At 67.5% G+C, this 20,782-nt stretch carries 20 protein-coding genes; 16 read left to right on the forward strand and 4 right to left on the reverse strand.

Annotated elements, in window-relative coordinates:
• Positions 1–19: 19 nt before the first annotated feature.
• The gene (locus RM96_RS35655; RefSeq protein ID WP_039016474.1) at positions 20–676 is read right to left on the reverse strand and encodes a PepSY-associated TM helix domain-containing protein; all 657 of its coding nucleotides are present in this window, start codon (positions 674–676) and stop codon (positions 20–22) included.
• Between the two features lie 300 nt (positions 677–976).
• On the opposite strand from RM96_RS35655, the gene RM96_RS35660 reads away from it, so the two are divergent.
• A complete protein-coding gene (locus RM96_RS35660; RefSeq protein WP_039016475.1) occupies positions 977–1,357 on the forward strand; it encodes a RidA family protein in 381 nt (126 codons plus the stop codon).
• A 72-nt stretch (positions 1,358–1,429) separates the two neighbouring features.
• Positions 1,430–2,539 carry an alpha/beta fold hydrolase gene (locus tag RM96_RS35665; RefSeq protein ID WP_082016862.1) on the forward strand — a complete coding sequence of 370 codons (1,110 nt, stop codon included), beginning with the start codon at positions 1,430–1,432 and terminating at the stop codon, positions 2,537–2,539.
• Positions 2,540–2,880: 341 nt separating this feature from the next.
• Here RM96_RS35665 and chrA read toward each other — a convergent pair whose 3' ends face one another.
• Entirely contained in the window at positions 2,881–4,122 is a 1,242-nt protein-coding gene (gene chrA, locus RM96_RS35670; RefSeq protein WP_039016539.1) for a chromate efflux transporter, read from the reverse strand.
• Positions 4,123–4,365: 243 nt separating this feature from the next.
• Here chrA and RM96_RS35675 point away from each other — a divergent pair, with 243 nt between their 5' ends.
• Both RM96_RS35675 and RM96_RS35680 read left to right on the forward strand, forming a co-directional pair.
• Entirely contained in the window at positions 4,366–5,919 is a 1,554-nt protein-coding gene (locus tag RM96_RS35675; RefSeq protein ID WP_039016477.1) for a methyl-accepting chemotaxis protein, read from the forward strand.
• Positions 5,920–6,033: 114 nt separating this feature from the next.
• Positions 6,034–6,285 (forward strand): GlsB/YeaQ/YmgE family stress response membrane protein, encoded by a 252-nt coding sequence (locus tag RM96_RS35680; protein ID WP_039016540.1) that lies wholly within the window; start codon positions 6,034–6,036, stop codon positions 6,283–6,285.
• On the opposite strand, the gene RM96_RS35685 is transcribed toward RM96_RS35680, so the two are convergent.
• Both RM96_RS35685 and RM96_RS35690 read right to left on the reverse strand, forming a co-directional pair.
• Entirely contained in the window at positions 6,258–9,401 is a 3,144-nt protein-coding gene (locus RM96_RS35685) for a transglycosylase domain-containing protein (protein ID WP_052279934.1), read from the reverse strand. The two genes, RM96_RS35680 and RM96_RS35685, sit on opposite strands and share 28 nt — an antisense overlap.
• Before the next feature lie 316 nt (positions 9,402–9,717).
• A complete protein-coding gene (locus RM96_RS35690) occupies positions 9,718–10,746 on the reverse strand; it encodes an aldo/keto reductase (RefSeq protein ID WP_039016478.1) in 1,029 nt (342 codons plus the stop codon).
• 163 nt (positions 10,747–10,909) lie between these two features.
• On the opposite strand from RM96_RS35690, the gene RM96_RS40660 reads away from it, so the two are divergent.
• From RM96_RS40660 to RM96_RS35745, 12 genes are all read left to right on the forward strand, one after another.
• Complete coding sequence (locus RM96_RS40660) at positions 10,910–11,035, forward strand: hypothetical protein (protein ID WP_274520271.1); 126 nt, start codon at positions 10,910–10,912, stop codon at positions 11,033–11,035.
• Positions 11,036–11,221: 186 nt separating this feature from the next.
• Positions 11,222–12,007, forward strand: a complete 786-nt coding sequence (locus RM96_RS35695) for a beta-ketoacyl synthase chain length factor (protein WP_082016863.1) — start codon at positions 11,222–11,224, stop codon at positions 12,005–12,007.
• Positions 12,000–12,776: a lysophospholipid acyltransferase family protein gene (locus RM96_RS35700; protein ID WP_039016479.1), complete on the forward strand. Its 777-nt coding sequence runs from the start codon at positions 12,000–12,002 to the stop codon at positions 12,774–12,776. The genes RM96_RS35695 and RM96_RS35700 overlap by 8 nt, the downstream gene beginning before the upstream one ends.
• Positions 12,763–13,035 (forward strand): phosphopantetheine-binding protein, encoded by a 273-nt coding sequence (locus RM96_RS35705; protein WP_039016480.1) that lies wholly within the window; start codon positions 12,763–12,765, stop codon positions 13,033–13,035. The genes RM96_RS35700 and RM96_RS35705 overlap by 14 nt, the downstream gene beginning before the upstream one ends.
• A 71-nt stretch (positions 13,036–13,106) precedes the next feature.
• On the forward strand, positions 13,107–13,370 hold the full coding sequence (locus RM96_RS35710) for an acyl carrier protein (RefSeq protein WP_039016481.1): 264 nt from the start codon (positions 13,107–13,109) through the stop codon (positions 13,368–13,370).
• Positions 13,371–13,374: 4 nt separating this feature from the next.
• Positions 13,375–13,941: a membrane protein gene (locus tag RM96_RS35715; protein ID WP_039016482.1), complete on the forward strand. Its 567-nt coding sequence runs from the start codon at positions 13,375–13,377 to the stop codon at positions 13,939–13,941.
• The gene (locus RM96_RS35720; RefSeq protein WP_039016483.1) at positions 13,934–15,607 is read left to right on the forward strand and encodes an AMP-binding protein; all 1,674 of its coding nucleotides are present in this window, start codon (positions 13,934–13,936) and stop codon (positions 15,605–15,607) included. Before RM96_RS35715 ends, RM96_RS35720 begins: the two co-directional genes overlap by 8 nt.
• On the forward strand, positions 15,600–16,349 hold the full coding sequence (locus RM96_RS35725) for a glycosyltransferase family 2 protein (RefSeq protein WP_039016484.1): 750 nt from the start codon (positions 15,600–15,602) through the stop codon (positions 16,347–16,349). Before RM96_RS35720 ends, RM96_RS35725 begins: the two co-directional genes overlap by 8 nt.
• On the forward strand, positions 16,346–17,320 hold the full coding sequence (locus RM96_RS35730; protein ID WP_039016485.1) for an LpxL/LpxP family acyltransferase: 975 nt from the start codon (positions 16,346–16,348) through the stop codon (positions 17,318–17,320). Before RM96_RS35725 ends, RM96_RS35730 begins: the two co-directional genes overlap by 4 nt.
• Before the next feature lie 28 nt (positions 17,321–17,348).
• Positions 17,349–17,765 (forward strand): acyl-CoA thioesterase, encoded by a 417-nt coding sequence (locus tag RM96_RS35735; protein WP_039016486.1) that lies wholly within the window; start codon positions 17,349–17,351, stop codon positions 17,763–17,765.
• Entirely contained in the window at positions 17,762–18,394 is a 633-nt protein-coding gene (locus tag RM96_RS35740) for a LolA family protein (protein ID WP_039016487.1), read from the forward strand. Before RM96_RS35735 ends, RM96_RS35740 begins: the two co-directional genes overlap by 4 nt.
• On the forward strand, positions 18,387–20,780 hold the full coding sequence (locus RM96_RS35745; RefSeq protein WP_238587524.1) for an MMPL family transporter: 2,394 nt from the start codon (positions 18,387–18,389) through the stop codon (positions 20,778–20,780). Before RM96_RS35740 ends, RM96_RS35745 begins: the two co-directional genes overlap by 8 nt.
• The last annotated feature ends 2 nt before the right edge of the window (positions 20,781–20,782 follow it).

Raw genomic sequence — 20,782 nt, forward strand, 5'->3', positions numbered from 1 at the left:
AAATGCAGAGAAAAACCGTTCAGTGGATGTAAAGAATGGCCAGCAGCAGCGGCACCACCAGCCCCAGCCCCACCAGCGGCCACGTACCCACGCGGCCGGCCGCGTGCAGCTTGAGCAGGAACAGGCCGGTCACGCTGAAGACCAGGCACGCCAGCGCGAACACATCGAGGAACAGGCTCCAGGCACCGCCCGTGTTGCGGCCCTTGTGCAGGTCGTTCAGGTAGGAGATCGCGCCGCGCGTGGTCTTTTCGTACTGGGCCTCGCCGCTGTCGAGCTCGAGGCTGACCCAGGCATCGCCGCCGGGACGCGGGAGCGACACGTAGATTCCACCGCCCGACCATTCCGCTTCGCGCCCACGCGCATCGATGTCCAGCGCCTGCGACAGCCACTCGGCCAGCGCCGTGGGCACCGGCCCCTTGTGATCCTTGCCCTTCCCCTCGCCGGCGGGCATCTGCGTCCTGAGCGCATCCAGCAGGCCGGCTGGCGCGGTCGCATTGCGCGTTACCACAAGCGGCTTCGCCTCGATCTGCGAGGCATGGTTGAGCGTGAAGCCGGTAGCGGCGAACAGCAGCATCCCGATCAGGCAGATTGCGGAACTGATCCAGTGCCACTGGTGAAGATGTTTCAGCCAGAAGGCGCGGCGCTGCTGGCCGGAAGCCGGCTGGGTTTCGGTCATTGCGATTGGTCGGCGGGCGCAGCCTTGCCTGGCCCGCTGCCCTTGTCTTGCCCTGGTGTTCTGGAGATGGATGCGCCCGGCGCGGCGCCATCGCATGGAGGCGCAGTGGCATTGTCATCACACTGCCCGATGCGAGAGAGAAGGATAATCGTTCGCATTTGAAACTGCAACGATTCGGTAACGCGACAGGATTACGGAGCGTTACAGCGCACTATCCTTCTACGGTGACCAGATCGCCCGGCGCGCCGGCAGCGGGCGCGGAGCCTGCGCCGGGCGCGCCCAACCACAGCGGAGACGACCATGGAGTTCCTGAATTCCAACAAGGTGCTGCCGGCAGGCCTGCCATTTTCCGAAGCCGTTCGCGTCGGCAACCTGCTCTACCTGTCCGGACAGATGGGCATCGTGCCCGGCTCGACCCGCCTGGTTCCGGGCGGCATTCGCGAAGAGGCCAGGCAGGCGCTGATGAACATCCGCATCTCGCTGGAAGCGCATGGCTTGTCGCTGGAGCGGGTGGCCAAGTGCACCATCATGCTGGCCGATATCGGCGAGTGGCAGGTCTTTAACGAGGTCTACAAGGATTTCTTCAAGCCACCGTATCCGGCACGCAGCGCGCTCGGCGCGAACGGGCTGGCGCTGGGGGCGCGGGTGGAGGTGGAGTGCGTGGCGGTGTTTGCCGAGTAAGCCTGCCAGCCGCCGGCAGCAATTTCTCTTCGCTTGTATGATTTCCGCCGTCACATAAAAACGGGAGGAGACATGCAAGGGACGACAATCCGGAAGGCTCGCCATGGACTGATGGCGCTGGCCCTGGCGACGGCGATGGGATGGAGCCATGCACAGGCCCAAACCGCGCCGGCGCTTCAGCCGCAGGAAGGCGACGTGGTCGTGCGCGACTTCCGCTTCCAGGACGGCCAGGTGCTGCCGAGCGTGAAGCTGCATTACGCGACGCTGGGCACGCCCAGGCGCGGCGCGGATGGCAAGGTAAGCAACGCCGTCTTGCTGCTGCACGGCACCACCGGCACCGGCCGCGCCTTCCTGGCGCCGGCCATGCAGCAGGAACTGTTCGCGCCGGACCAGCCGCTGGATGCGTCGCGCTACTTCATCATCATGCCGGACGGCATCGGCCGCGGCGGCTCCAGCAAACCGAGCGACGGCCTGCGCGCCGCCTTCCCGCGCTATGGCTACAGCGATGTGGTGGAAGGGCACTACCGCCTGCTGACCGAAGGCCTGCACGTCGATCACCTGCGGCTGGTGCTCGGCACCTCGATGGGCGGCATGCAGACCTGGATCTGGGGCGCGAAGCACCCCGACATGATGGACGCGCTGATGCCGATCGCCAGCCAGCCGGTGGCAATGGCGGGCCGTAACTGGCTGTGGCGGCGCACGCTGATCGAGGCCATCCGCAGCGATCCTGACTGGAAGAACGGCAACTACAGCATGCAACCGGTGCGCTGGACGGACACCGTGCCGCTGTTTGCTTTGATGACACAGAGCGCCGTCACCCTGCAGGCATCGGCACCGGGGCGCGAACCGGTCAACCAGTATTTCGACAAGGCCGTGGCCGACGCCCGCAAGAGCTATGACGCCAACGATTACCTGTACTGGTTCGAATCGTCATGGGACTACAACCCCGAGCCGGACCTGGGCAAGATCCGCGCGCCGCTCTACGCCGTAAATTTCGCCGACGACCTGATCAACGCCGTCGACCTCGGCGTCATGCAACGCACCGTCCCGCGCGTGCCGAACGGCCGCTTCGTCGAAGTGCCGCAGAGCAGCCGCACCTACGGCCACCAGACGCTGGCGCATCCGGAGGTGTGGAAGGGGTATCTTGCGCAGTTGCTGCAGGACTTGCCGAAGAAGGATTGATGCGGGCGGCACTGGTCATGGTAGGCACCGCAGGTGCTGCCACGTGGTGCCGCCCAGAGGGACCGCGAACCGCTATCCGACCGCCGCCGCCTCAATGCCCTCAGCGACCTCTTCAACCCGACCAGCCAGCAAGCTTAGTGAGGACTGACAGAGTCCTCGCAATGCATCCACCGTGGTCGCTCGCAGGGCTACTGTTCCCTCCTCCTGGGCGTCACACTCGCCCTGTGCGAGCAGAGTCAGGACGCAGGCAGTGCCTTGTGCAACGGCAGATGCCAGCGGCGACCGGGTCACGGAAGCACTTTTGTCCGGCGTCGAACCCGATTTCTTTATCCTCCCTCGCCTCAGAACATCGCCCCCGCCGCCCATCCCACCACGCCACTGGCAATCACAACCAGCCACGGCGGCAGCTTCCAGACCATCAGCGCAACCAGCGCCAGCACGACCGCGCCGATATCTAGCGGACCATGGACCGCGCTGGCCCAAACCGGCTGCCAGAGCGCGGCCAGCAGCAGGCCGACCACGCCCGCATTCACGCCCGCCAGCGCGGCCTGCGCGCGCCGGTTGCGGCGCAGCGTTTCCCAGAATGGCAGTGCGCCGACCACCAGCAGGAAGGCCGGCAGGAAAATCGCGAGCAGGCATAGCGCGCCGCCGGCCCAGCCCGACGGTTCGATCTGCATCGACGCGCCGAGGAACGCGGCGAACGTGAACAACGGGCCCGGCACAGCCTGGGCGGCGCCGTAGCCGGCGAGAAAGGTCTCCTTGCTGACCCAGCCGGTGGGCACTACCGCGGCATCCAGCAATGGCAATACGACATGGCCGCCGCCGAACACCAGCGCGCCGGCGCGATAGAACGCATCCACCATCTTCAGTGCATTCGCGGGATACAGCTGCGCGAGCAAGGGAAGGCCGGCCATCAGCAAAACGAAGAGCGTCAGCGCAATGGCTCCCGCACGATGGCTCACCGGCATCGGCAGCGGATCGTGCGCAACAGCCTCGGCTGGACGAATGAGCAGCACCCCCGCCACTGCCGCGGCGGCGATGACGCCAACCTGCACCCAGGGGCCGGGCACTGCCAGCACGATGCACGCGGCGGCCACCATGATGGCAATGCGCAAGGCGTCCGTGCACAGGCTTCTTCCCATGCCCCACACGGCCTGCGCCACCACCGCTACGGCCACCAGCTTCAGGCCGTGCAGTACGCCCGGTGCCGCGGCCATGCCATAGCGCGCGACGCCGGCCGCGAACAGGATCATGAGCACGGCGGATGGCAGCGTGAACCCGACCCACGCGGCGATCGCGCCGGCATATCCGGCGCGCGACAGCCCCAGTGCGATACCGGTCTGGCTGCTGGCCGGGCCGGGCAGGAACTGGCACAGCGCGACGAGATCGGCGTAGGTGCGCTCGCTCATCCATTGCCGGCGCCTGACGAATTCCTCGCGAAAGTACGCGAGGTGCGCGACCGGCCCGCCAAAGGAGGTCAGGCCGAGGCGCAGGAAGATCAGGAAGACGCCAAGCGGGCCGCTGTGGTGGTGGTCGGCTTCGCCGCCGGCGGCTTCGGTTTCATTGCGTTGCAGGCTTGCCATGTCGTTGTCGCTTCCGGTGCGCAAAGCGGGGATTCTGAGGCTGAATGTGCAATTCGCTCAATCCGGGCGTTGCGGCGCGCGTGGATTGTGGCGCCTCAGTCACGCCTCCTGACGTCAGGAATCCGCGCTGCCTGCGTGGGTGGTATTACCCAATCAAGTTAGTTGGCTCCCCTGCCGTTATGCGCTGACGCACACCAAAGTGCCACCGATGACAAAAAGCAGAGAACGGAGGAAGGAAAACAAATGCTGCAAAACCTGAGCCTGAGGAAAAAGCTGTTATTGCCCCTGGTATTGAGCTGGATATGTTTGCTCGGCATCACATTGTGGAACGCCTGGGAAATGCGCCAGTTGCGCATGGATGAACGGCGGCTGGACCTGGCTCACGTGACCGACACCGCGGTGTCGGTGGTGGCCGAATACGAGGCGCTGGTCAAGGCGGGCAAGCTGTCGGAGGAAGAGGCGAAGCAGCAGGCAGTGGAGCGTGTGCGTGCTATGCGTTTCGGCAGCGACGGCTATTTCACGCTGATGCGCTCCGATATGGTGGTGATCATGCATCCGATCAAGTCGGAGATGAACGGCAAGAACATGGATTCGATGCAGGATCCCAACGGCACCTTCCTGTTCCGCGAGATTGCCGCCATCGGCAAGGGCCCCGGCAAGGGCTTCGTCGAATACCTGTGGGCCAAGCCGGGTGCCGAGGCGCCGCAGCCCAAGCTGAGCTATGTCGCCAACTTCCGTCCGTGGGACTGGAATTTCATCGCCGGCTTTTACCTGGACGATATCGACGCCGAGTTCCGTGCCTCGCTGCTGAAGGCGTTCGGGCTCCTGCTGGGCGTGGGCGCGCTGATGACGCTGGTGATGCTGCGCATCGCCACCAGCCTGCAGAAACAGCTGGGCGGTGAGCCGGCGCTCACCTCGCAGATCGCCGCGCGGATTGCCGAGGGCGATCTTGGCAGCCAGGTGGCACTGCGCCCGGGCGACGACCACAGCGTGCTGTTCGCCATGCAGCGCATGCAGTCGCGCCTGACCGGCGCGATCGGCAGCATCCGCGGCTCGGCGGATTCGATCGCCGGCGCGGCCAAGCAGATCGCCGCGGGCAATGCCGACCTCTCGCGCCGCAGCGAAGAGCAGGCGGCCTCGCTGCAGGAAACCGCGGCCAGCATGGAGCAGCTCACCAGCACCGTGCGCCAGAGCGCCGAGAATGCACGCCAGGCCAGCCGGCTGGCCGAGGGCGCGTCCGACATCGCCGTGCGCGGCGGCGGCATCGTCAACCAGGTGGTCGACACCATGGGCGAGATCCGGCAGGCCTCGGGCAAGGTGGTGGACATCATCGGCGTGATCGAAGGCATTGCCTTCCAGACCAACATCCTGGCGCTGAACGCCGCGGTGGAAGCCGCACGTGCCGGCGACCAGGGCCGCGGCTTTGCCGTGGTGGCCGGGGAAGTACGCACGCTGGCGCAGCGCAGCGCCACCGCCGCCAAGGAAATCAAGGCGCTGATCGGCAATTCGGCCCAGCGCGTGGAAGACGGCGCGGTGCTGGTGGAAAACGCCGGCAAGGCGATGGACGAGATCGTCGAAGCGGTCAAGCGCGTGACCGACCTGATGGGCGAGATGCGCGCCGCCACCGAAGAGCAGACCGGCGGGATCGAGCAGGTCAACCAGGCGGTGTCGCAGATGGACCAGATGGCACAGCAGAACGCCGCGCTGGTGGAAGAGGCCGCGGCAGCGGCCGCCTCGCTGGAGGATCAGGCCGAGGCCTTGCATCACGCCGTCGGGCAGTTCAGGCTCGCCGCCTGACGCAAGCTCCCGTCATACCGCCGCCCCAGGGCTGCGTGTATGATGGATCGCAGCCGGCACGCCGCGCATGGCGCACCTGCCGGCTGCGATCCAGACCACTACCGGGAGCAAACCATGATGGCATTCATTGGCACCGTGTTCGTTGGCCTTATCGTCGGACTGATCGCAAGGGCCATCAAGCCCGGCGACGACAAGATGGGCTGGATCATGACCATCATCCTCGGCATTTTGGGCTCGATCGTGGCGGGCTACGTGGGACGCGCCGCCGGCTGGTACCAGCCCGGGCAGCCGGCCGGCTGGATTGCCTCGGTGATCGGCGCGATCGTGCTGCTGGTGATCTACGGGATGGTTCGCCGCAAGCCCTGATCGACCTTCACGACGTCGGCGCCATCCGGAGGCACCGCGGACGCCGTCTCGCGCGGACGTTTGAACTCCGGCATGGAATCGCGGCAACGCAGCAGTGCACGGTCGCTGTTCGGCGTAGCCATGGCCGCTACTTGCGGCGCCATATAGCGCAGCAGCCGTACCGCCAGTGCACTGGTGAAGCTGTAGCGCGCCGCATAGGGCTCGCGGACACTGATGGTGACGGTGCCGAAGAAGCGTTCGCCGAGGACAAAGACGAACGTCGCCGAGCGGGTGACCGAGCGCGACGAGATCAGGCGCCCGCCCGGGCCGTAGACCTGGAAGCGCTGGTCTCCCGTACCGGTCTTGCCGGCCACCGGCAACGGCGCCCCCCCCTTCCCCTGCATGACAAAGGCACCCTGGATCGAGCGGGCCGTGCCGCGCTCTACCACGTCCAGCATCGAGCGCCGCACCAGCGTCGTGATCTCCGGCGTCAGCAGGCGCTTGCCCTGCTGCGGCTGCAGGACAAAGCTGGAAGCATAAGGCGTATTGGCAGCGAATTCGAGGCTGCGCACGGTTGCCGTCTGGCTCGCGACGCCACCGCTCAGGATGATGCCTGCCAGCTCAGCCAGCGCAGCCGGCCGATCGCCGGAGGCACCGATCGCGGTGGCGTAGGACGGGGTCAGCGAGTCGAACGGATAGCCCAGCCGCTGCCAGCGCCGCGCAATGCGCACGAACGCGTCCTTCTCCAGCAAGGTGCGGATGCGGTTGTCCTGCCCGGCCTTGCTGTGGGAGCGGAACAGCCAGCGATAGACCAGCTGGCGTTCGTCCTTGCTCTCGCGCAGCAGCTCCGCGAATGTTGCGTCGGGATGATTGCCCAGGTACTCGACCATCCATAGTTCCAGCGGATGCACGCGCGAGACATAGCCGCGATCGTTCAGCGAGAACTTGTCGTGGCCGTACTTGCGATAGAGCAACGCCAGGTCCTCGCCCGCCAGCTGCTTGTCGGTCATGCGCGATCGCATGATGCGCACGTAGCTACCCTCGTCCAGGTCGGGCCGTGCGCTCAGCAGCGCCACCGAGAGCCGCACGGCGGTCAGGTGCGGCGTGCTCACGCGCACGCGGCCCAGCAGCGTGGCCAGCCGCTGCTCCGAATCCTTGCCGCGGTAGCGCTGGTAGAAGCCGAGCATGTAAGCACTGCCTTCCTGGTCGGCAAAGCGCTCCAGATAGGCGCGCCGTTCGGGCGAGCCGCGGTCTTCGAAGATGGTGGCCATGTCCGGCGTGGCGTGGAACATCTCATAGCGCACGATGTCACGCATCATCCGGATAAAGACCAGGTTGACCGAATGCTGGAAGCCGACGCGCACGGTCATGATGCGCTCGCCTTCCCATTTCTCGAAATTGGTGAAGCTCTGCAGGCCGCCGCCGGTGTAGAAGCCTTCGCCCGCGCTGCCGGAATACTTGCGCTCCATCGCGGCATCGAGCATCGGCATCAGCTCACGCTCTTCGGGATTGCGGGCCTTGCTCAGGTAGTCGATCGCCCAGTGGCTGAGGACGTCCTGCCGCGCCAGGTTCACGCTGGCAAGCTCCGCACGGCTCATGCCGGCGTAGCGCGCATGCAGCTCGCTGATGATTTCCAGGTATGTCACCAGGGTGCGCAACTTGGCGGTTGACCCCAGGTTGAGACGGGCACCGCTGTTGATGTCGAAAGGCTGGTCGACGTTGTCGGCCTGCACCCGCACCACGCTGGCATTGCCCACGCGCTCGAACAGCGTGAAGCTGGCCATGAGCCTGGACGGATCGTCCTGGTCGCGCAGCATGTTGTGGCCATAGAGCCCCATCGTGCGCGCCTCGCCCTTGTCGTGCATGCGCACCAGCACATCGGTGACGATGCGCTGGGCTTCGCGGTTGATGGTGCTGTCCGCTGTCAGGTCCAGCCGGTCCATGTCATAGCGGCTTTCCACACCGGTCAGCCGGCCGATATCCGCACGCACGCGGTTGACGGCCTTGCGCGTGATGAACGGCTCCTGCTCCGGCTTCTGGGGCGGCGCTGCCTTTTCCAGCCGCTGTGCCACGGCGGCATCGCGCAGTTCCGGCGTGATGATGCCGTTGGCGGCCAGCAGGCGCAGGTAGCTGCCGGTCAGGGCATCCAGGTTGGTGTCATCGCGCCGCAGGTGATAGGACGGGCGGCGCTGCGAAATGATCAGCGACAGCGCGCGCTTGAATGCCTGCGCCTGGCGGCCGGTGGGCGCGCGCGGATCCATTTCCTTGAGCAGGCGGTTGATCTCGCTGAAGTCCTCGCCGTACCAGACCCACAGGGCGTCGCCGATGCCGTTGATCTCGCCAAAGCCCTCGCGGGCGGACAGCGGCACGGTGTTGAGGTAGTCGACCACGATGCGCTCGCGCGCCCGCTGCGTATCGGGGCCGTCCATATAGGCGCGCAGCGATGCCGAGGCCATCTGGCGGAACTTCTCCGAGATCGACGCGGTGCGGCCCTGCGGCGAGTGGCGGTACTTCTCGATCTGCGTGGCGAGCGTGCTGCCGCCCGGCGATTCGTGCGACTTGTCGGCCAGCCTGATGGCCTGGTCGAGCACGGCGCGCGACAGGCGCTTCCAGTCGAGCGCCGGATTCAAGTTCGGATACTCGGGATTGAGCAGGCCCTGGTTCTCGACATACAGCAACGAACTCACCAGCACCGTCGGGACCGAAGCGAAATCGTCGTACTGGCGTTCCGGGTAGCGCTGGAAGACCAGCGTGAGTGCGTTGCAGTCACGCAGCATCAGGCCTGCCTGGTTCTTCTCGCGGTATGGAGGAAAGATGCCCTGGTCCATCAGACGGACCATCTCGGGCGACATGCGGGCCTGTTCCGCCGGTACGTAGCCGTGCCGTTCCAGACGCTCGGCAAACAGCGGCAGCCGGCCGTAGCCGAGACGCGCGTCGTAGGGACCGGAATGGGGAAAACGGATGCTGTCGCTCGCACCCGGCTGCACTTCGAAGGTCAGCTGCTTGCCGAAGCGGCCGAGGTAAAGCGCCTGCCACTGCGAATTGTGCACTTCATTGGAAGCGAGACTGTAAATGACATAGACGCCCCCGCAGAGGGCGACCGTCACACCAGCGAAAATCCAGCCACGACGTGACACGTTTCGGCTTCCCCGTAATGCCGGAGCCCACCGGCGAAAATGGTCCGGAGACCAACCCGGATGCGCCAACAAAATGAGACCAGCCGTGCCGATACGCCGTGGCACGACGCCGGCATCATATTGTTAGCGCCTCATGAAGCGCAGGCGAGGCGGTGTCGTCTACACGCGCCGCCTGTCTTGATATTAGTAGGATCAGAGGCGGAGCGCTGCAAGCATGTGTCACCTCCCACAATCGTTGCAGACGCGCGTCAGTAGCATAGTCAGCTTTCGTCACATGCCAGGCGAGCCTGCACCGGCATGTGGCGAAGCGTCCCGATCAGGCTGCCGCGGCAACCGGGCGGCCGATCAGCGGGTAGCCGGGATCGTTGTAGCCAGGGGTGGAGGCGTGGCCGGGCGTGACCAGCTGGTCGACCATGGCCTCCTCCTCGGGCGAGATCGCCGCGCCCAGCGCGCCGAAGTAGTCCTCGAACTGCGCCAGCGTGCGTGGCCCGGCGATCACCGAACTGATGATGGGGTTGGCCAGCACCCAGGCGGTGGCAAACTGGCCCGGCGTCAGGCCGCGCGCTTCGGCATGCGTCTTGAGCTGCTGCGCGATCACCAGCGATGCCTCGCGGAACTCGGTCTCCATGATGCGGCGGTCGGCCCGCCCTGCCCGCGAGCCTTGCTCCGGCGCCTGCCCCGGCAGGTACTTGCCGGTCAGCACGCCGCGCGCCACCGGGCTGTAGGGAACCACGCCCAGGCCATAGTGCTGGCAGGCGGGCAGGATCTCGACCTCCGGCATGCGGTTCAGCAGGTTGTAATACGGCTGACATGCGACCGGCCGCGGCACGCCGAGCTGGTCGCACAGCCGCGCGATCTCGGCAATGCGCCAGCCGCGGAAGTTCGACACGGCCCAGTAGCGGATCTTGCCGGCACGCACCAGGTCGCCCATGGCGCGCACGGCCTCCTCCAGGTTCTCGCCAGGAAAATCGCGATGCAGGTAGAGGATGTCGAGGTAGTCCGTCGCGAGCCGGTGCAGGCTGGCCTCGACCTCGCGCAGGATCCACACGCGCGAATAGTGCGAGTGGTTCGGCGCAGCCTGCATCGGGTTGCCGAGCTTGGTGGCCAGCACCCAGTCGTGGCGGTCGCTGGTCAGCAGCCGGCCCACCATCTGCTCGGACGCGCCCTTGCTGTAGACGTCGGCCGTGTCGATGAAATTGACGCCATGGTCGCGCGCGCTGGCGACGATGCGCGCGGCCTCGGCCTCGTCGGTCTGGTCGGCAAACATCATGGTGCCAAGGCACAGCGCGGAAACCTTCAGGTTGCTGGCGCCGAGGCGGCGGTAGGGCATGGTGATATCGGGCATGGCGGATTCCTGGAAAGCCTGGGGATGAGCGAAGGATGACGGAGTGAATGCGGATGACTGCCGTTCCGCATTTTGCCGTGCCTTGCGCCGGCTTGCAGGCGATGGCCGGGGCCAAATGTCTGCCATTTCAATTAGCGGAGCGAATTGGCCGATATTTCCGCGAATGAATAAACGCATTCCGAAGCAAAATCCCTGTAAAACCACCCGCGCCGGCGGATTCCCGGATTCGATTTACCCCTTTCGGGGGATGCTCTCCGGACTCGACGCGATCGAAGTGATTGCATTGTGATATCCGCATTTTCGCCACACCATGAACATTTCTGACATTCTGCCAGCGGCGATTTGGGTAAAATGGCGCCCGCATTAATTCCAGTCCCTCTGCCAAAATCATGAATCGCCACGCCCGTCTTCTCGCCTTCCACTGCCCGCGCGGCATGTCGACGGCTATCGGGCATTTCGCACGGAGCGCGGCCGGATGCATGTAACCGGCGGCAGTGCAGTGCCTGTCCGCGAGCGCGGGCAAGACGTGGCGGCAACCTTCGGCATTCGCGCATGGTCGGCCTGGGGCGGCGACCTGCACGACCCGGACGCCTGGCGCGCGTGGGGCACCGCGCCCGGGCTGCTGACGCAGGCCGAAGCGCCGGCCCTGCCCGAAATGGCGCCGATGCTGCGCCGGCGCGTGCCCTTGCTGGGGCGCGTGGCGCTGGCCTCGGCCTATGGCTGTCCGCCGGGATGTGAAGGGATTCCGGTCGTGTTCGCCTCCCGCCATGGCGATACCGGCCGTCTGCTGGAGATGCTGAAGGATCTCGCCGCCGGCGAAGCACTGTCACCCACCGCCTTCGGGCTGTCCGTGCACAACGCCACCGGCGCGCTTCGCTCGATCGACCGTGCCGACCCGGCCAACCTGCAGGCCCTGTCCGCGGGGCGCGATACGGTGGAAATGGCCGTGCTGGAAGCCTGCAGCCTGCTGGCCGACGGCGCGCCGGAAGTGCTGCTGGTCTATTACGAAGCCCCGCTCGCCCAGCCCTACCAGCCGTTTGCCGACGAGCCGGGCTGCCTGCACAGCTGGTGCTGGCGGATCGGCCAGCCGCGCGAGGGCGAGCCGGCATTCAGCCTTGCCCTTGCCGGCAGCGCTGCAGAGGCCGGGGTTGCCCCGCAGCTTCCGCACGGGCTCGATGTCCTGCGGTTCGTGCTGGCGGGCGATGCCGAGCTGACCCATGCCGGCGAAAACGCAACCTGGCGCTGGCGGCGCCATGGTTGAGCGGCTCGATCGCGCCTGGCGGGTGTGTGCAACGGGGCTCTGTTTTTCCGGGTTCGGCCTGGGCGGACTGGTGCTCCGGGTGCTGGTATTCCCGGTGCTTGCCTTGTTGCCATGGAGCAATGCACGGCGCCAGCGGATCTGCAAGGATCTGATCCACCACGCGTTCCGGCTGTTCCTCTGGCTGATGCGCAGTGTCGGGGTGATCCGCTACGAGGTGCGCAACGGCGACCGGCTGCGCCGCGAGGGGCAGCTGATCGTCGCCAACCATCCGTCGCTGATCGACGTGGTGTTCCTGATTGCGCTGGCGCGCCGGGCGGACTGCGTGGTCAAGGCGGGACTGGCGCGCAACCCGTTCACGCGCGGGCCGGTGCTGGCGACCGGCTATGTGCAGAACGATTCCGGCGCGGCCATGGTGGAGGGATGCATTGCCTCCCTGCGCGCCGGCAACAACCTCGTGATTTTTCCCGAGGGCACGCGCACGGCGCCTGACGGGCAGCTGCGGCTGCAGCGGGGCGCCGCCAACATCGCCGTGCGCGGCGGCTTTGCGCTGACGCCGGTGGTGATCTGCTGCGAGCCGCCCACGCTGCGCAAGGGCGACAAGTGGTACCGCGTGCCGGTTCGCCGGCCGCGCTATGTCATCGATGTGCGGGAAGACATCGACGTCGGTCAGCTGGTTAGCCCCGGCGTCGACGACGCCATGGCGGTGCGCCAGGTCACGCAGGCACTGACCGAGTTTTTTACCAGGGAGATAGGCCGTGAAGGCGCTTGAGCAAGAAATCAAAGAACTGATCATCTCGTCGCTGTCGCTGGAGGATGTGGCGACGGGCGATATCGATACCAACGCGCCACTGTTCGTCGAAGGGCTGGGCCTCGATTCGATCGACGCCCTCGAGCTCGGCCTGGCACTGCAAAAGCGCTACGGCGTATCCATGAGCGGGGACAAGGAAGAGATCCGCGCTCGCTTCGCGAGCGTCAGCACGCTGGCGGCCTTCGTGGCCTCGCAGCGTTCCGAGCAGGCGCCGGCCTGATTTGCTGTCTCTCGCTGTCTCTTTATCCTCTTCCAACCACCCTGATCCCCTTCAAGCTGGTAGGCATGGTCATGACCCAAGACGAAATCTTTGCGCGCGTGTCGGCAGTCCTGCAAGACTCCTTTGAAATCGACGCCGAACGTATCCGGCCCGAAGCACGCCTCTACGAGGACCTCGACATCGACAGCATCGATGCCGTGGACCTGCTCGTGAAGCTCAAGCCGATGCTCGACAAGCCGCTCAGGCCCGAGCAGTTCAAGTCCGTACGCACGATCCAAGACGTGGTGCAGGCGCTGGCCCTGCTGATCGACTCCGATTCGCCCGCCACGGCCTGAGCGCATGGCCTGGCGTAAATGGAGCCTGGGCGTACTGACCCTGTGCTACCCGGTGGCAGTCTATGTCGGGCTGCAATACTGGCCGCCGCGCGTGATAGCGCTGCTGCTGGTGGCGCTCACGGCGCTGCGCCTGGGCGCCAGTCGCCATCCCGGCCAGCCGGGCTGGCGCGCGCTGGCGCTGGTGGCCGGGCTGGTGGCGCTGGCGGGGCTGGTCTCGGACCAGGCCATGCCGCTCAAGCTCTATCCCGCGCTGGTCAACGGCGCCCTGCTCGCCGTGTTCGGCTGGAGCCTGTGGCATCCGCCCAGCGTGGTCGAGCGCCTGGCGCGGCTGCGCGAGCCCGACCTGCCCGCCTCCGGCGTGGCCTACACGCGCAAGGTCACCGCAGCCTGGTGCGTCTTCTTCTGCTTCAACGGCGCCATGGCCATTCTCACCGCCTGCTTTGCCAGCGATCAGGTCTGGGCGCTCTATAACGGCGCCATTGCCTACGTGCTGATCGGCTCGATGTTCGCGGGCGAATGGCTCGTACGCCGGCGCGTCATGACTCAGAAGGCAGGGAGCCGCCATGAGTGAGTGGCTTGGTGTCAGTGGCGCGATGGCGGCGCTGTCGCAGTCGCGCGCTCCGGAAGCGGCGCGGTTCCTGGCACGCGCCACGGCGTGGCGGCGGGCGTTCGCCGCGGCCGAGGGCCGGCGCTGGGCCATCCAGATCGCTTCCACCGCCGAGTTTGCCGCGGCGATCTTCGGCGCCTGGCACGCGGGCAAGCACGTCGTGCTGCCTGCCGACACCCGGCCGGAGACGCTGCTGGCACTGCGCGAGCACGCCGATGGCTGGGCCGGTGAACTGCCGCAGGGGCTGCAGGCACCGGACTGCGCGGACGCCGCGGCCGACTGGCCTGCACTGTCGCCGGACGCGGCAACGCTCACCCTGTTCACCTCCGGCTCGACCGGAGCGCCCGAAGCCATCGACAAGCGCCTGGCGCAGCTGGAAGCCGAAGTCGGCGCGCTGGAAGCGGCCTTCGGCCCGCGCCTGCCGCGATCCGCACGGCTGCTGACCACCGTTTCGCACCAGCACATCTACGGCCTGCTGTTCTGCGTGCTGTGGCCGCTTGCGGCCGGGCGCGCGATGCCGGGCGCGCGGCTGGAATTCCATGAGGAAGTGGTTGCCGCCTGCGGGGATACGCCGGTGGTGCTGGTCAGCAGCCCGGCGCACCTGCGCCGCATGCCGGAAGCGCTGGACTGGGCCGCGGCGCGAGCTGTCGTTTGCGCGGTGTTTTCTTCGGGCGGCCCGCTGCCGCCGGCAGCAGCGGATGACGCCCTGCGCCACCTCGGACAGTCGCCGATCGAAGTGTTCGGCAGCTCCGAAACCGGCGGCATTGCCTGGCGGCAGCGCGCGCACCAGCAGGACCGCTGGACCGCCCTGCCCGGCGTCGCATGGCGCCTGCAGGATGGCTTTCTGGCCGTGCGCTCGGCGCACCTGCCGGCAGACGACTGGCACGTCTGCGCGGATCGCGCACTGCCGGACGGTGAACACGGCTTCGTGCTGGCCGGGCGAGCCGATCGCGTGGTCAAGATCGAGGAAAAGCGCGTGTCGCTGACGCGCGTCGAGCAGGCGCTGATGGCGTCGCCGCTGGTGCAGGACGCACGCGTGGTGCTGGTGGAACTGGACGTCGGCACGCGCATCGCGGCGGCGGTGGTTCCCGCCGGGCCGGGTGCTGCAATGCTGGCGGCCAGCGGCCGCGCGGCGCTGATTGCGGCACTGCGGGCCGGCCTGGCCGACGCCGTGGATCCGCTGGGGCTGCCGCGGCGCTGGCATTTTGCCGATGCGCTGCCGTGCAATGCCCAGGGCAAGACCACCGAGGCCATGCTGCGCGACCTGTTCCGCCAGACCCTGCCCCGCGTGGTCTGGCTGGACGGCAACGCGCTGACTGCCAATGCCGAGTTGCTGATCGGCGAGCACCTCGCGGTGTTCGACGGTCATTTCCCCGGCACCCCGATCGTCCCGGGCGTGGCGCAGATCGACTGGGTCATGTCGCTGGCACCGCAGCGCCTGCCCATACCGCCGCGCGAGCGCTTCGTGCGGCTGGACGTGCTCAAGTTCCAGGGCGTGATCCGGCCCGGCAGCACAGTCCAGCTCGCGCTGGAATGGCTGCCCGAGAAGCAGGCGCTGGGCTTTCGCCTGACCTCCGCCGCCGGCCCGCATGCCAGCGGCCGCATCGTATTCCGGAGTGACGATGCCTGATACCAACTTCAAGCCGGTCGTGCTGGTGCCGGTCTACGACCACGAGCACGCGATCGGCGCCATGGTCTTGGCCATTCTGGCGCACCCGGTTGCATGCCTGCTGGTCGACGACGGCAGCAAGCCGTCATGCGCGGCCGTGCTGCGCGACATCGCCGCCCGCCATCCGGACCGCATCAGCCTGGTCAGGCTCAAGCAGAACCGGGGCAAGGGCGGCGCGGTGATGGCCGGCTTCGAGGCGGCCTGGCAACGCGGCTACACCCACGCCCTGCAGATCGATGCGGACGGGCAGCACGATGCCGGTTGCATCCCGGATTTCCTGGCACTCGCACGGCAAGACCCCACGGCCATGATCTGCGGGCATCCGGTCTACGACGCCTCCGTGCCCCGGGCCCGGCTTATCGGCCGCTACCTGACGCACGTCTGGGTCTGGGTCCATACGCTGTCCTTTGCGGTGCGCGACTCGATGTGCGGCCTGCGCGTCTACCCGCTGGCGAAAGTGGTGCCGCTGACGCGCGAAGAGCGGATCGGCCCGCGCATGGAGTTCGACATCGAGGTCCTGGTGCACCTGGTCTGGCGCGGCGTGCGCATCGTCAATATCGCCACGCCCGTCACCTATCCGTCGGACGGCGTCTCGCATTTCCGGGTCTGGCGCGACAACCTGCGCATCTCGTGGATGCACACGCGGCTGTTTTTCGGCATGGTCCGCCGCCTGCCAATGCTGATGGGACGCAAGCTGACATGAGCACCACGACACCGCGCGAAACCCTGCCCGCCGACCCGCCGGGCCGCCACTGGAGCCGCATCGGCGAAGCCACCTGCGTGTGGGGCGTGTGGTGCCTGTACGGGCTCTACCGCGTGTTCGGGCGGCCGGTCTTCCGCGCCGTGCTGTATCCGGTCGTCACTTATTACTGGCTGATGCACGGCGCCGCGCGACGTGCGTCGCTGGATTACCTGCGCCGCGTGCAGCCGGCAGCGGGCGCCGCGCCGGGCGCGCGCCACACGCTGCGGCACCTGTTCTCGTTCGCCGACACGCTGCTGGACAAGCTGCTTGCGATCGGCGGGCGCTATGCGTTTGGCAACGTCAGGCGCGAAGGCGCGGAAGTGATGCTGCGCCAGATCGAAAGCGGCCGCGGCGGCATCATCGTCACCGCGCATATGGGCTGCCTGGAGTTGTGCCGCGTGCTGGCCAAACATCGCGCCGGCCTGCGGCTGACGGTGCTGGTGCACACGGCGCATGCGCAGCGATTCAATCGCATCCTTGGTCGGCTGGATCCGCAATCGACGTTGCAGCTCTATCAGGTGGACGAGATTTCGCCCGCCACCGCGCAGGAGCTGGCGGACAAGGTCCGTGCCGGCGAATTCGTCGCCATTGCCGGGGACCGCGCCCCGGCCCACGGCGGCCGCGCCGTCAGCGTGCCGTTCCTGGGCGCGCCGGCCCGCTTTCCGGTGGGGCCTTACGTGCTGGCGGCGCTGATGGAATGCCCGCTGTTCGCCATGGGCTGCATCCGCCACGGCGACGGCCATCTGCTGCGCTTCACGGAGCTGGCCCGTGAAGTGAAACTGCCGCGCGGCAGCCGCGAGCAGGCCCTTACCGGCTATGCCACCTCGTATGCAAACTGGCTGGCCGAGCTGCTGGTGATGTCGCCCTATGACTGGTTCAACTTCTACGATTTCTGGGCAGCTCCTGACGCCCAGCCCGGACGCGGACGCTGATGCGCCGTCTTCGATTTCCCGAGTGCCCATGTCCCAAGACTTCAGCCACGAGATCACCCTGAGCCCGGCCTTCCACGACCTCGATCCGATGGACGTGGTCTGGCACGGCAACTATGTCCGCTACCTGGAGCAGGCGCGCTGCGCCCTGCTGGCGCGCTTCGGCTACGACTATCCGGCCATGCGCGATTCGGGCTATGCCTGGCCGGTGGTGGACCTGCGGCTCAAGTATGTGCGGCCGCTGGTGTACGGCCAGTCGGTCACCATCCGCGCGAGTATCGTGGAGTGGGAACACCGGCTGAAGATCGACTACCTGCTGCGCGACACCGCCACCGGAGAGCGCCTGACCAAGGCCTATTCGGTGCAGGTTGCCGTCGACATGCGCAGCGGGGAGATGTGCTACGAATGCCCGCCCGTGCTGTGGGAACGACTTGGGGTAAAGCCATGACGGGCCGCCGCACTGTACTGATGGCCGCACTGGCGGCATTGACGGTGTGCGGGCTGGGCGCAGTCCCCGCCCGCGCCGCGGACCTGCTGGGTGCTGTTTCCGCGCGCCTGGCCGATGCGCCGGTGATCCGCGGCCGCTTCGAGCAGCGGCGCCAGCTCGCGGGCTTCGCCAGTCCGCTGGTGTCGCGCGGCGATTTCCTGCTGGCGCGCGAGCGCGGGCTGGTGTGGACCACGCGCGAGCCCATCGCCTCCAGCTTGCTGGTGACGCCCGCGCAGATCGTCATGTGCGGCGCCGACGGCCAGGTGCAGCAACGGCTGCAGGCCGACGCCCAGCCGGCCATGCGGGTGGTGAGCGAATCGGTCATCGCCGTGCTGCGCGGAGACCTGGCCGCGCTGTCGGCACGCTTTGCCGTCGCCGGCAGGCTGGCTGGCAAGGACGGCTGGACCCTCACCCTCACCCCGACCGATGCCGGCATGCGCCGCGCCTTCGCGCGTATCGAACTGGCCGGCGACCGCTTCGTGCGCCATGTGCGGCTGGAAGAGGTCAGCGGCGACACCACGCAGATCCGCATGATCGATCCTGCCGCCGAGCCGCAACTCACCGCCACGGAGGCGCAGCGCTTTGACTGATCAGGCCACCCGCGCTTCCTCGCCAGGACTTTCCGGCATCGCCGGGCTGACGCCGGTCGGCCGCCTGCTGGCCATCGGCTGGCTGCTGCTGGTGCTCGTGCTGGCGATCCACCAGTTCCAGTTCTGGCGCGGCTCGCGCATCGATACCGACGTGATGGCGCTCCTGCCCGGCAGCGAACGCACCGCCACCGCGGACCGGGTGCTGCGCCAGCTTGCGGATGGCGTCTCGCGCGAAATCGTCGTGCTGGTCGGCGCACCGGACTGGGAGCGCGCCCGGTCGGCAGCCGGGCGCTACGGGCAGGCAACCGCCGCGCGTGGCGACCTGCTCAAGCCGGTCGACCGGATCGCTGCCTTCGATTTCGACGCGGCGCTTGCCTTCTACCGGCCTTACCGCGACCGCCTGCTCACCGACGGCCAGCGCGCCATGCTGAGCCACGCCGATCCTGACATGCTGGCGCAGCAGGCACTGGCGCGCCTGTACCAGTTCTCGGCCGGCACCAGCCTGACCGGGTGGACGGCCGACCCGCTCGGCCTCTGGCAGGACTGGTGGCTGTCGCGTGCCGCGATCACGCGTGTGCGCGAGCGCGACGGCCTGACCGCGCTGTCCGGCGACGGCATGCAATGGGTGCTGCTGACCTACCGGATCAGCAAGCCCGCGTTCTCCGTGACCGGCGATACCGACTATGGCGACCTGCTCGGCCAGGCCAATGCGGCAGCACGCCAGGCTGACGGGTCCGTGCGCGTGGTGACCGCCGGCATCCCGCTCCATGCGGAAGCCGCGGCCGCGCAGGCCAGCTTCGAGATGAACGTGATCGGCTTCGGCTCCCTGGCTGCGGTGTTGCTGCTGGTGTGGCTGGCGTTCCGCTCGCTGCGTCCGATCGTGCTGGTAGCGCTTTCGCTGCTGATCGGCACCGCGGCGGCGATATCGGTCACCGCCATGGTGTTCGACCGGGTGCACCTGATCACGCTGGTGTTCGGTGCCAGCCTGGTCGGCGTGGCAGAGGACTACGGCATCCATTACTTCGTCACCCGGCAGGCAAAAGGACGGACGGCGCCGGCGCGCGTCATGCGCTTCCTGCTGCCCGGCATGGCGCTCGCATTGTCGACCAGCGTGGTGGCCTACCTCGCGCTGGGCATCGCGCCGTTCCCCGGCCTGCGGCAGATGGCGCTGTTCTCGGCGGTGGGACTGGTGGCGGCGTTCCTGACCGTGGTGCTGTGGTTCCCGCTGCTGGATCGCGGCCAGCTGCGCGCCACGCGGCTGTCGTCATGGCTGTCGGCCAGCCTGGCGCGCTGGCCGCGCGTGCGCGCCGACCGCCGCACCTTGCTGCTGGCGGTGGCGCTGGCTGCGTTTATCGTGCCCGGCATGCTGCGCGTGAAGCTGGTCGACGATGTACGCCAGCTGCAAAGCTCGCCGCCCGCGCTGATCGAAGCGCAGCGCACCGCCGGACGCCTGCTCGGCAGCCCGAGCCCGGCGCAGTTCCTGCTGGTGCGCGGCAGCTCCGAAGAACAGGTGCTGGAGCGCGAAGAAGCTGCCAAGCTGGCGCTGGCGGGCATCGTCAAACAGGGCGGCATGGAAGGCTTCGTGGCCGTCTCCGACTGGGTGCCGTCGGCGGCGCGGCAGCGTGCCGACGCGGCACTGACCGCAAGGCTGGAAGGCCCGGTGCGCGAGCGCGTCGCCCGCGCCGCGGGCGGGCTGACCGGAGAGGGCGGCAGCGCAGGCATGGCCGCCCCGGATGCGGTGCTGACGTTGCCGATGTGGCTGGCGCACCCCGTTTCCGAAACCGTGCGCCATCTCTGGCTGGGCCGCGAAGGCGGCGGCTACGCCAGCGTGATGTTGCTGCGCGGGCTGGACAATCCCGCGAACATGCCTGCCGTGCAGGCAGCCGTGGCCACCGTGCCGGGCGTGGAATGGGTCGATCGCGTGGCTGACCTGTCGTCGCTGCTCCACCACTACCGGGTACTGATGACATGGCTGCTGCTGGCGGGCGCCGCGGGCGTGGCGCTGCTGCTGGTCTGGCGCTATGGCCCGGCGGCCTGGCGCGCGCTGGTGCCGACCTTGCTGGCCGCGCTGTTCAGCGTGGCACTGCTGGGCTGGCTGCAGGTACCCTTGCAGTTGTTCCCGGTGCTGGCGCTGGCGCTGCTGCTGGGCGTCGGCGTCGATTACGGCATTTTCCTGCTGGAGCATCCCGGCGATGGCGTATCGTGGACAGCGATCGTGCTGGGCGCGGCGAGCACCTTGCTGGCATTCGGCCTGCTGGCCCTGTCGTCGACCCCCGCACTGCATGCTTTCGGCATGACCATGCTGGCGGGCGTGGGCGCGGTCTGGGTGCTGTCGCCGTGGTTCAGGCCATCGGCATCAGCCGGCGATATTCATGGCACACATTGAGC

Origin of the sequence: Cupriavidus sp. IDO, from assembly GCF_000812465.1 — a bacterium.
Classification (GTDB): domain Bacteria; phylum Pseudomonadota; class Gammaproteobacteria; order Burkholderiales; family Burkholderiaceae; genus Cupriavidus.